The sequence below is a fragment of the Lawsonibacter sp. JLR.KK007 genome, from assembly GCF_036941135.1.
In the GTDB taxonomy this organism is placed as follows: Bacteria; Bacillota; Clostridia; order Oscillospirales; family Oscillospiraceae; genus Lawsonibacter.
The window spans coordinates 394,297-406,332 of the sequence record NZ_JAYWSY010000003.1 but is presented as its reverse complement, the minus strand read 5'-3'; the positions used below and the strand labels follow the sequence as shown (position 1 = coordinate 406,332).

The 12,036-nt window shown below is 55.8% G+C and carries 9 protein-coding genes and 1 pseudogene; 7 read left to right on the top strand and 3 right to left on the bottom strand.

Translation table 11 applies throughout. The features are described from left to right. Positions 1-24 precede the first annotated feature (24 nt). Entirely contained in the window at positions 25-303 is a 279-nt protein-coding gene (locus VV088_RS20210; RefSeq protein WP_334602452.1) for a DUF1294 domain-containing protein, read from the bottom strand. A 272-nt stretch (positions 304-575) separates the two neighbouring features. Between VV088_RS20210 and ppdK the strand changes: the two genes are divergently transcribed. From ppdK to istB, 7 genes and pseudogenes are all read left to right on the top strand, one after another. Beyond that, positions 576-3,236: a pyruvate, phosphate dikinase gene (gene ppdK / locus VV088_RS20205; protein WP_334602451.1), complete on the top strand. Its 2,661-nt coding sequence runs from the start codon at positions 576-578 to the stop codon at positions 3,234-3,236. Between the two features lie 422 nt (positions 3,237-3,658). Next, positions 3,659-4,006 (top strand): hypothetical protein, encoded by a 348-nt coding sequence (locus VV088_RS20200; protein ID WP_334602450.1) that lies wholly within the window; start codon positions 3,659-3,661, stop codon positions 4,004-4,006. Beyond that, positions 3,993-5,822 carry a Mu transposase C-terminal domain-containing protein gene (locus VV088_RS20195; RefSeq protein ID WP_334602449.1) on the top strand — a complete coding sequence of 610 codons (1,830 nt, stop codon included), beginning with the start codon at positions 3,993-3,995 and terminating at the stop codon, positions 5,820-5,822. The genes VV088_RS20200 and VV088_RS20195 overlap by 14 nt, the downstream gene beginning before the upstream one ends. Next, positions 5,815-6,348 carry a hypothetical protein gene (locus tag VV088_RS20190; RefSeq protein ID WP_334602448.1) on the top strand — a complete coding sequence of 178 codons (534 nt, stop codon included), beginning with the start codon at positions 5,815-5,817 and terminating at the stop codon, positions 6,346-6,348. Before VV088_RS20195 ends, VV088_RS20190 begins: the two co-directional genes overlap by 8 nt. 101 nt (positions 6,349-6,449) lie before the next feature. After that, positions 6,450-7,264: pseudogene (istA, locus tag VV088_RS20185) on the top strand (IS21 family transposase); the annotation flags it as partial. After that, positions 7,241-7,729 carry a Mu transposase domain-containing protein gene (locus VV088_RS20180; protein WP_442913195.1) on the top strand — a complete coding sequence of 163 codons (489 nt, stop codon included), beginning with the start codon at positions 7,241-7,243 and terminating at the stop codon, positions 7,727-7,729. The pseudogene istA and the gene VV088_RS20180, both read left to right, overlap by 24 nt. Beyond that, complete coding sequence (istB, locus tag VV088_RS20175) at positions 7,722-8,519, top strand: IS21-like element helper ATPase IstB (protein ID WP_334602446.1); 798 nt, start codon at positions 7,722-7,724, stop codon at positions 8,517-8,519. The genes VV088_RS20180 and istB overlap by 8 nt, the downstream gene beginning before the upstream one ends. Positions 8,520-8,992: 473 nt before the next feature. On the opposite strand, the gene VV088_RS20170 is transcribed toward istB, so the two are convergent. After that, positions 8,993-11,275 carry a flavodoxin gene (locus VV088_RS20170; RefSeq protein ID WP_334602445.1) on the bottom strand — a complete coding sequence of 761 codons (2,283 nt, stop codon included), beginning with the start codon at positions 11,273-11,275 and terminating at the stop codon, positions 8,993-8,995. Continuing rightward, positions 11,272-12,036 carry a carboxymuconolactone decarboxylase family protein gene (locus VV088_RS20165; protein WP_334601332.1) on the bottom strand — a complete coding sequence of 255 codons (765 nt, stop codon included), beginning with the start codon at positions 12,034-12,036 and terminating at the stop codon, positions 11,272-11,274. Before VV088_RS20165 ends, VV088_RS20170 begins: the two co-directional genes overlap by 4 nt.

The window sequence follows — 12,036 nt, the reverse complement described above, 5'->3', positions numbered from 1 at the left end:
TCCGTTTTTCCGGCTCGCTCCGCATCACCGCCAGGCGAACCAGCCCAGCCCGGCCAGCTGCAGGAGGAGCAGCAGGGGAAAGCCCCAGCGGAAGGACCAGTGTTTGGTCTTGTGGTGAAAAAACCGCATCCCCAGCGTCCCGCCCAGAGCGCCCCCCAGGACGGCCGGGAGAAACAGAGTTTTCTCGGAGATACGCCACTTCCCCCGCTTCGCCCGGCCCTTGTCCAGGCCCATGAGCAGAAACGCGGCCAGATTTGCCGCCAGCAGATACAGCCCCAGCAGCTGTCCCAGCTCCTTTTCCATAAAAAACCCGCCTCTTTTCTGATGTATTTTCGCCCCTCTCAAAGGATAACGCCTGTAACCGCCTTTTTCAACAAAATTTCGCCTGGAATTTCTATGGAAAATTTTCTAAATAATCTTGAAAAACCGATAAGCCGTCTGTATAATATTATGCACGGTATTCCAGAAACTGCGAACCATTTTTCTAGTCCGCAGTTCTCTCCCCACCACGGCGTTCCCGCCGGGAGACGGACGGCTGGAGCGCCGTATACGCTAGAAAGGAATGATGTTTACCAATGGCTACCAAATTCTTGTACCTCTTTTCCGAGGGCAACGCCAACATGCGCAACCTGCTGGGCGGCAAGGGCGCCAACCTGGCTGAGATGACCAACATCGGCATGCCCGTCCCCCAGGGCTTCACCATCACCACCGAGGCCTGTACCCAGTATTATGAGGACGGCGAGAAGATCAACGACGAGATCCAGGCCGAAATCATGGAATATATCGACAAGCTGGAGAAAATCACCGGGAAAAAGTTCGGTGATCTGGAGAACCCCCTGCTGGTCTCCGTCCGCTCCGGCGCCCGGGCCTCCATGCCCGGCATGATGGACACCATCCTGAACCTGGGCCTGAACGAGCAGGTGGTGGACGTCATCGCCAAGCAGTCCAACAACCCCCGCTGGGCCTGGGACTGCTACCGCCGCTTCATCCAGATGTACTCCGACGTTGTCATGGAGGTGGGCAAGAAGTATTTTGAGCAGCTCATCGACGAGATGAAGGAGAAGAAGGGGGTCACCCAGGACGTGGAGCTGAACGCCGACGACCTGAAGACGCTGGCCAGCCAGTTCAAGGCGGAGTACAAGGCCAAGATTGGCGCCGACTTCCCCTCCGACCCCAAGGAGCAGCTGATGGGGGCCATCAAGGCCGTCTTCCGCTCCTGGAACAACCCCCGGGCCATTGTCTACCGCCGCATGAACGACATCCCCGGCTCCTGGGGCACCGCCGTCAACGTGCAGTCCATGGCCTTCGGCAACATGGGCGACGACTGCGGCACCGGCGTGGCCTTCACCCGCAACCCCGCCACCGGCGAGAAGAAGCTGATGGGCGAGTTCCTCACCAACGCTCAGGGCGAGGACGTGGTGGCCGGCGTGCGCACCCCCATGCCCATCCAGGAGATGGCGGAAAAGTTCCCCGAAGCCTTTGCCCAGTTCCAGGACGTGTGCCAGAAGCTGGAGGACCACTACCGCGACATGCAGGACATGGAGTTCACCGTGGAGCACGGCAAGCTCTACATGCTCCAGACCCGCAACGGCAAGCGCACCGCCGCCGCCGCCCTGAAGATCGCCTGCGATCTGGTGGACGAGGGCATGATCGACGAAAAGAAGGCGGTGGCCATGATCGACCCCCGCAACCTGGACACCCTGCTCCATCCCCAGTTTGACCCCGCCGCGCTGAAGAAGGCCACCCCCATCGCCACCGCACTGCCCGCCTCCCCCGGCGCCGCCTGCGGCAAGATCGTCTTCACCGCTGACGACGCCAAGGAGTGGGCCGCCCGGGGCGAGAAGGTCTGCCTGGTCCGCCTGGAGACCTCCCCCGAGGACATCGAGGGCATGGTGGCCTCCCAGGGCATCCTCACGGTCCGGGGCGGCATGACCTCCCACGCCGCCGTGGTGGCCCGGGGCATGGGCACCTGCTGTGTGTCTGGCTGCGGCGCCATCAAGATGGACGAGGAGAACAAGAAGTTCGAGCTGGACGGCAAGGTCTACCAGGAGGGCGACTGGATCTCCCTGGACGGCTCCACCGGCAACATCTACGGCGAGGCCATCCCCACCATCGACGCCTCCATCTCCGGCGAATTCGGCCGCATCATGGCCTGGGCGGACAAGTACCGCCAGATGGGCGTGCGCACCAACGCCGACAACCCCCGGGACACCGCTCAGGCGGTGAAGTTCGGCGCGGAGGGCATCGGCCTGTGCCGCACCGAGCACATGTTCTTTGAGGAGGACCGCATCCCCGCCATCCGGGAGATGATCTGCTCCGACACCGTGGAACAGCGCGAGAAGGCTCTGGCCAAGCTGGAGCCCATGCAGCAGGGCGACTTCGAGGCCATGTACGAGGCCCTGGAGGGCCGCCCCATGACCGTCCGTTTCCTGGACCCCCCGCTCCACGAGTTCGTCCCCACCGAGGAGGAGGACATCGCCCTCATGGCCAAGGATATGGGCAAGAGCGTGGAGGACATCAAGGCCATCATCGCCGGTCTCCATGAGTTCAACCCCATGATGGGCCACCGCGGCTGCCGCCTGAGCGTCACCTTCCCCGAGATCGCCCGGATGCAGACCCGCGCCGTCATCAAGGCCGCCCTGGCCGTCCAGGCCCGCCATCCCGAGTGGACCATGGTCCCCGAGATCATGATCCCCCTGGTGGGCGAGCTGAAGGAGTTCGCCTATGTGAAGAGCATCGTCACCAGCGTGGCCGACGAGCTGATCAAGGCGGCCGGCTCCGATATGAAGTACAAGGTGGGCAACATGATCGAGATTCCCCGGGCCGCCATGTGCGCCGACGACATTGCCCCCCACTCTGACTTCTTCTCCTTCGGCTCCAACGACCTGACCCAGCTGGTCTTCGGCTTCAGCCGGGACGACGCCGGCAAGTTCCTGGACGCCTACTATGAGAAGAAGATCTACGAGAGCGATCCCTTCGCCCGGCTGGACCAGCATGGCGTGGGCCGTCTGATCGCCAATGCCTGCCGCTGGGGCCGGTCCACCAACCCCGACGTGAAGCTGGGCATCTGCGGCGAGCACGGCGGCGATCCCTCCTCCGTGATGTTCTGCCACGACATCGGCCTGGACTATGTGTCCTGCTCCCCCTTCCGCGTGCCCATCGCCCGGCTGGCCGCCGCTCAGGCAGCTATAAAAAATCCCAGAGCGACCGAGAGCAAGTGTCGTAGGGCAATGTGATTTATCCTGTTCAGGGCAATAACACTTAGCCTCCGACATAGAAAAATAAGACCTTGCATCTCACGATGCGGGGTCTTATTTTTGTCCTCTGGACTATCCTTTCCCTGCTTAACACAAGGATTTTAGGAACATTTTGCACTATATCACCATGGAGTAGGGGCGTCCGGCCTGGGGGGCGGGGTGGATAAACGACTTTGCCCCTTACAGAATAAATCACATTGCCCTACGACATGGTGATATTCCCAGATTGGATTTTTGGGGAAATGGCAACAGGCTTGAAAGCCTTGCAAACAGGGGCTTTGAGCAAGTCAGCTATCCCAAAAAGTACAGGCCCCAATTCCCCCAGATTGAGCTGACTTCGTTTTTGGGGACTGCTTTTGGGGAACTGGAGCAGAGTGTTCCCACAGGGGAGGACTACAATCATGAGGAAGAAGAACTTCAAGGGCCGATGTGAGAAGAGGGTGATTGGTAAGTGTGCTGAGGTCTGCCGGACGTATGATGCTATCCAGTATGCCTATGCTGACCTGCTGCAATCCAGTGATGAGGTTGTCGAGATCAGGTGTAATGTTCTGCTGGACGGATTGGAGGTTGGGGAATATACCTCTGACTTTGTATGCACCAAGGCAGATGGTGATCTAATGGTCAGGGAGTGTGTGTTCCGCAAGTTCCTGATGAAGCCTCTGACGGTGAAACTGCTGGACACTTCAAGGGACTACTGGCTCAGGCATGGGGGCACGGATTGGGGGGTGGTCATTGATGAAGAAGTATGATCTGCTTCGGTCTGGTGAGAACATCATCCGAGTGCTGGAAGTACAGGCTGATAGAGTTCTGGTAATTGACTGCATCAAGAGAACGATGCCCGTGTGGGTCGAGATGATGGTTCTGGAATCCTACTTCGAGTGTACCTGCGAGGAGTTGTCCAAGGCTACAGGGATTATTCCATCTGATGTTGATGCTCTGGATGCAGATCAGAGGAAGGTCATGTACAAGAGGTACACAATGATTGCTCCTATCCTGCCCTTTGTAGCCGATGACCGGATGCGTTCCCGGTTGATCTGCTCCGTGGCTGAAAAACATAGAGTGTCGAAGCAGACCGTCAGAAGCTATCTCTGTCTGTATCTGGTCTACCTGGATGTGGCTGCTCTTGCTCCGAGACGTAGGGAGGATGAACGAGTGTTGACCCAGGACGAGAAGAACATCCGGTGGGCGTTGAACAAATTCTTCTACACCACGAAGAAACAATCTCTCATGACGGCCTACACGATGATGCTCAAGGAGAAGTATTGTGATAGCCTGGGGGTACTGACTAAGGAATATCCGTCCTTCTATCAGTTCCGGTACTTCTACCGCAAGACCAGGAACCTTCAAAACTTCTATATCTCCCGTGATGGGTTGAAGAATTATCAGCGGAACAATCGACCCCTTGTGGGTGAGGGAGTACAGGAGTTTGCACCTGCTGCTGGAGTAGGAATGTTTGATGCTACCGTCTGCGACATCTACCTTGTCAACGACACTGGTAGTCTGGTTGGCAGACCTATCCTGACAGCCTGCATTGATGCCTACAGTGGTCTGTGTTGTGGGTATTCGTTGTCGTGGGAAGGTGGTGTCTACAGCCTCCGAGGGCTGATGCTCAACATCATATCTGACAAGGTTAGCTGGTGTCAGAAGTTCGGTATCTCTATCCAGAAAGAGGATTGGGACTGTAGTATGCTTCCAGCTACGTTCATCACCGATATGGGTAGCGAGTATACATCCGAGAACTTTGAGCAGATTGCAGAGCTGGGGGTTAAGGTTGTTAATCTACCTTCTTACAGGCCAGAGTTGAAGGGGCTGATAGAGAAGTTCTTCGATCTGGTACAGGAGAGCTACAAGAAGCATTTGAAGGGCAAAGGTGTAATTGAGCCTGACTATCAGGAACGTGGTGCGCATGACTACCGGAAGGATGCTTGTCTGACTATGACCGACTTTGAGAAGATCGTCCTGCATTGCATCATCTACTACAACTCTCAGCGGATCATTGAGAGCTTTCCCTATACCGAGGACATGATTGCCGCCCAAGTGAAGCCCTACGCCTCCCAAATCTGGAATTGGGGAAAATCCCAAATCGGAGCTAATCTTATTGAAATTGGGAAAAGAGAGCTGATGCTGACGTTGCTACCGAGGACTACAGGTAAGTTCAGCAGGTCAGGATTGAAGGTAAACAAGTTGCGGTATCACTGTGAGGGGTATACGGAACAGTATCTATCTGGCGGTGATGTGACTGTAGCCTACAATCCAGAAAATGTGACCTCCGTGTGGGTACTGGAGGATGGTACATATACCGAGTTTTCCATCATCGAATCCAGATTTGAGGGTAAGGATTTGACAGCAGTACAGGAGTTACAAGAGAGCCAGAAGGTCATTGCCAGAGGTGCAGTCAGGGATAACCTACAGGCTCAGATCAACCTTGCTCAACACATTGAGGCCATCGTGGGTAGTGGTGCTGGTCATGGTGATGTTCACATGAAGGATATCCGCAGTACCAGGAGACAGGAGCAGACAAAGAATCATCGGGACTACATGAAGGAGGGGACGAGCCGTGAATAATCTGTCTGATGTTATCCGTATCCTGCCACCGATGAAGTCTGGGAATGAACTGCTGTCTGCCCTGGAAGTGCTGCCGAAGTATGATGCTGCTATCTGTGATGCTGATGCTCCTGTACGGCTCATGGCACTTTCCAACCTCTACTGGGTGTATGTTCCCTCTCAGATGTCCTTGGAGATTTATAGTAAGCTCTATCTGGCCTTGATGCGGTCATTGCAGAAAAAGGGGACGAAACTGGCAGTCCAGCAGCAGAACCAGAACTTCAAGGCCATCATGCAGCAGGAGTACAGCGGTATCATGGGTGGCTCCGACAGCTTTACGATCATAGGGGCCTCTGGTATTGGGAAATCATCTGCCATCAGCAGGGCAATCACTCTGATTACCGAGAATCGAATTATTGAGGTAGAGAACCCCCACACCAAGATCATTCCCTGCATCTGTGTTCAATGTCCCTTTGATTCTTCTGTCAAAGGGTTGCTGTTGGAGATACTTCGGAAGGTAGATGTGTCAGCGCCAATGATAAAATGAAAGAAAACGCCGAGGAAAAAATGTAGTTTTGTGGCGGAGAGGAGGGAAAAAAGATAGACTCCCAATCAGGGCGAAAAAGAGCCCGGAAAGGGAGTCAGGAAATGAAAGGAGCACAGTGGATGGAAATCCGAAGCGACAGACAAAAAGGGTTGAGCTATGTGGAGCTGGGCCGGAAGTACCACATGGACCCGCGGACGGCAAAGCGGTACGCGGAGTCGCCGCAGAAGCCGGAGTACACATTGAGCGAACCCAAGCCCACAAAGATGGACCCATACAAGCAGATCGTGGACGAGTGGCTGGAGGAGGCGCCGTATTCAGCGCTGCGGATCCTGGAGAAGCTGCGGGAGATGGGGTTTGACGGAGGTTACAGTATTGTCAAGGCGTATGTGAGCAGCCGGAAGATGGACTTGAATGAGAAAGCAACAGTGCGGTTTGAGACGATGCCGGGGAAGCAGGGGCAGATGGACTGGGGATTCTTCGAGGATCACCTGGTATACGAGGACGGAAAGTGGAAGAAGCTGTATTGCTTTCTCATGATTCTGGGGTATTCGCGGATGCGGTACATCGAGTTCGTAACGGATATGAGCACAAACACGTTGATACGGTGCCATCAGAACGCATTTCGGTATTTCGGAGGTTACCCGGAGGAGATCCTGTATGACAATATGTCCCCGCAAGGGGGATGCGATGGCTCTAAGCGGCAAAGCCGCTAAGAGCCATCCAAAAGCAGGTAGTCATCAAGCGGCTTTTGAAGCAGGAGGACTCCACGCTGAACCGGCAGTTTGAGGACTTCGCGGGATTCTATGGGTTCAAGCCAATTCTGTGCCGGCCGTACCGAGGTCAGACCAAGGGGAAAATGGAGCGGACGGTTCAGTTTGTCAGAGATAATTTCATGGTGGGGATCCAGTACAACAGCCTGGCGGACTTGAACGGACAGGCTCTGGCCTGGTGCAACAAGGTGAACGGGAAAGTCCACGCCACCACCAGCGAGATTCCTTTTGAGCGGCTACAAAAAGAGGGGCTGAGCCCTCTCTCCCGCGAGTATATCATCGACAAAATCAACCTGAGGCGAGTACAAAAAGACTGCCTCATCTCGTACGCCGGAAATCAGTACTCCGTGCCAGCGGAGTATGTCGGCAAAGATGTGGCAGTCGTGGCCCTCGACAGTATGCTGGCTGCGTATTACGAGGGGAAGCAAATCGCTCTGCACCGAATATCGTACCAAAGGAAGGACATGGTTGTCAATCCTCAGCATTATAGAAGGCTTACGCTGAAACAGACAATAGATGCGGAAAATGTTCTGCTGGAACAGGGCAAAGTAATAGATTTCCCCTTGAAGCCCTCCGATTTATCCAGATATGACGAGGTGCTGTATGACTGAATTTACTATGGACAGGCTGAGGGAAAACCTGGAAGCCCTTAAGATGAAAAACACCCTGGAGATTCTGGACAATTACCTGGAACGGGCGGTGGCGGAGGATCTCAACATTGTGGAGGTTTTGGATCACATTTTCTCAGAAGAAGCCAAATCCAAGCGGAGACGGGCCTATGAGAAGCAGATCCAGATGTCCGGCTTCCCCATCAAGAAGACCCTGGACGATTTCGACTTCTCTTTCCAACCCTCCATCGACAAGCGTCAGATCGACGAACTGGCCACCATGCGCTTCCTGGAAAACGGGGAGAATGTGGTCTTCCTTGGCCCGCCCGGCGTGGGCAAGACCCATCTGGCCTCCGCTCTGGGCCTTGTGGCAGCACAGCACCGTTTCTCCACCTACTACATCAACTGCCATCAGCTTATTGAGCAGTTCAAGAAGGCCCATTTTGAGAACCGTCTGCCGGACAAGCTCAAGGTTCTCGCCAAGTACAGGATGCTTATCATCGACGAGATCGGCTACCTCCCCATGGACATCCAGGGCGCAAACCTGTTCTTCCAGTTGATTGCCAGGCGATATGAGAAGACGTCCACCGTCTTTACCTCCAACAAGACCTTCTCCCAGTGGAACGAGGTCTTTGCCGACGTCACCATCGCCTCCGCCATCCTGGACCGTGTCCTGCATCACTGCACCGTTATCAACATCAAGGGTGAGTCTTACCGCCTGAAAGAACGCAAGGAATTTATGCGCCAGAAGCAGCAAATCGTGAACACTCTTTTTGAGCAAGGCAACTGCTGATTTTGTTACCCACCACCGCCGAAAAATGACAAAATTTCTTCGGCGTTTTCTTGCAATTTCATATCGGCGTTGACATTGTTAGAGAGGATTGAGCACCCGGAAATGCCGGTTAGAAGAGTGATATTCCCCCCTACAAGAGTGAGCGGAAACAGTGTGGCAGATTGCTGAATATAGACCTTTGTCTAATGTTTATGAAGGAAACCTCCCTGTGCAGAGCACTAACACTGAGCCTACGCCATAGAAAAATAAGACCTTGCGTCTGACGGCGCGGGGTCTTATTGTTGCATACAGCATGTTCACAGCTCATAAGAGCCAATGCGGCAGATTACATCCCTGCTCCAAAGAATCGTATGTTCAGATCGAATCCCCTCAGAGAGCTTTGGTCAAGGGTAAATTTGTTCGGGACAGATGTTTGACCAAACAGCGAAATCCCCCCTATACACAGCCTACAGCAGCGCATAGGGGGGGTCATTTTAATACCAATCATGCTTTTCGTTCCGGTCAAGGGCATTGATCTGTCCCATTTCCCCATTGGTCAGCTCGAAGCCGTACAATTCGGTGTTCTCCTTGATATGGTCGGGGTTGCTGGAGCCGGGGATGACTGCCACGCCCTTTTGCAGATTCCAGCGAAGGATCACCTGGGCGGAGGAGACCCCGTGGGCCTTGGCGATTCCGGAGATCACCTCGTCCCCCAGCAGCTCCAACCTATGGCCCCGGCCCCCCAGGGGATACCAACCCTGGACCACGATCCCAAGGTTCTGGATATAGGGGATCACATCATTCTCCTGATAGTAGGGGTGGATCTCGTTCTGAACCAGGGCCGGGGTGATTGTCACCTGGGGCAAGAAAGATTCCAACTCCTCTACATACCAGTTGGACAGACCCAGGGAACGGATTGTTCCGTCCTCCACAAATTTTTCCATTGCCCTGTACGCTTTCACATCGTTCCGGTCCGGGTGGTGCAGGAGCATCATATCCACATAGTCAATGTCCAGCCGGTCCAGACACGCCTGGATGGACTGCTCCGGGTCTGCCATTTCGCTGCCGGGGTAGATCTTCGTGATGATGAACACATCTTCCCGTTTTATGACGCCCTCGTCAATGGCCTCCCGGATGGCTCGGCCTACTTCTTCCTCGTTGCCATAGGCGGAGGCAGTATCAATCAGCCGGACCCCGCTTTGCAGAGCGGACTTTACCGAATGGACACAGGTCGCTCCGCGGAGGCTGTAGGTCCCCAGGCCGTTGATGGGCATGGTATAGCCGCTGTTGAGGGTAACGCTTCTGGCTTCAAAATTGAACACTCCGGCTCCGCTGTCCCCTGGCCGCTCCAGCGAAAAAGTAACGGAGACATTGCCTCCGCCGGCTTGCAGCACTTGACGAAGCTCAGCTTCTGTAACGCCGTCGATGTGCCCCAGAAGGGTAAAATTCCAGGTGTTTTGATCATAGTAGATGGTGACGCTGCTGCCCTGATAGAGGATGATATCCCCTGGCCTGGTGGTAATTTGCCGGTTGGTTTGGGCAAGAGCCGTGCCGATACTGCCTACCTTCTCAAACCCGCCATAATCGCTCATATCCACGGTCAGCGGTCCTTTGGCCAACAGCCCCTTCCACGCTGTGGCCGAGGGATTGTCCTCCAGGGTCGCAGTCCAGACCGTATTGCCGATTTGAAGGTACATCTTGTTTTCCTCCTCCGCAGCTTTGGGTAAATCCAATCCATTGACCCAGTCCTCCACCTGAGAGGCGCCCGAGAACCGCCGGCCCTCCAGCCAAACGGCGTCCGGCTCATAGCCCCGGAGGGTGGCGTCCTCGTGAGGGCTGCCCCCGGAGGTGCAGAAGGCGGCGACGGTCTTGCCGCTCAGGTTATAGGTCTCCAGAAAGGTATGGATGATCTTGGGGGCGCGGCCCCACCAGATGGGGTAGCCGATGAACACCGCATCATACTGCTCCATATTCTCCACGGTGCTGGCGATGGCGGGCCGGGCGCCGGGGTCGTTCTGCTCGGCGTTGGCCCGGCATTCGGTGTTGTAGTTCAGGTCGGCGGCGGTGTAGGGCTGGGCGGGGACGATTTCAAAGAGGTCGCCGCCTGTCACCTCCGCCACTTTTTCCGCCACCGGACGGGTATTTCCGGTAGCGGAGAAATAGGCCACCAGCACCTTCCCCGTACCCCGCCGGGAAAGCTGGGCATAGTTCATCACCGCCGTCGCGGCTTGGGCCCGTGTAGTGTGCCTGGAGCTGCCGTCAAAGCCGGGAATACCGTCAGTGACAGGCTGATCTGTATATCGCTGAAAAATCAAATCCAGCTGCTCCTGGGTAATGGGATCATTGGTACCAAAGCGGCCATCGCCATAGCCGGCCACCAGCGTTTCGCTGGCTGCCCAGCGGACGGCCTCGCTGTACCACTGGCCCTCAGGGACGTCGGAAAACTGCATGAGGTAATTCACCACCGGCTTTTCCGCCTGCCGCCACAGAATCGTGACCAACATGGCGCGGGTCAGGGTGGCCTCCGGGGCAAAGGTGGTGTTGGAAGTGCCGGCCATCAAGCCCTTCCCCTGGCAGTATTGAACGGCCTCGGCGTACCAGGCGTCAGAGGGCACATCGGTAAACGCTTCCACAGGCTGAGCCGCAGATGTGAGCGCTGTGCTATCCAAGTTCGTTCCGCCATTGTCAGCGGGGACCTCCGCCGCAGAGCAGGAGGTCAATATGAGAAGGCAAATCATGCAGACTGCCATAGAAAGGGAAAGAAATCTGTTTTTCATTTTGGTTCTTCCTTTCTGCGCAAAGACAGCCCATCATAGATGTCATCTGTTACCGGCTCCAGCCACTCATTGGATGTGTCCTCACCCGGACACTCCACCGCCAGATGGCTGAACCAGCAGTCTGCCTTGGCCCCATGCCAATGCTTCACACCAGCTGGAATTGTGACCACATCGCCGGGTTTTAGGCTTTGGGCAGGTTTCCCATCCTCCTGATACCAGCCCTCGCCGTCCACGCAGATCAGGAGCTGCCCGCCACCGCTTTGGGCGTGGTGGATGTGCCAGTTGTTGCGGCAACGCGGCTCAAAGGTGACGTTGGCGATGAACACCGTCTTTTGGGGATCAGTCAGGGGCTTGAGGTAACTGCCGCCAGTGAAATACTGCGCGAAGGCTGTATTCGGTTCACCCTGCCCAAAGAAGCCGCCGTGCTGTTCCTGTTCGCCGTCCCCGGCATAGACCTCCTTTGCCATACGGAATGCGGCCCAGGCGTTGGGCCATCCGGCGTAGAAGGCCAGATGGGTCAGGATTTCCGCCATCTCGGTGCGGGTCACGCCGTTCTCCCGGGCGGTGGAGAGGTGATAGGTCAGGGAGCTGTCCACGATCCCCTTGCTGATGAGGGCGGTGATGGTCACGATGGAGCGTGTTTTCAGCGACAGCTTATCCTCCCTCGACCAGACCTCGCCAAACAGCACATCATCGTTCAGCTCCGCAAACTTGGGAGCAAAATCATTCAGGGCATCCCTGCCCGCAGTCTGTTTTACCAT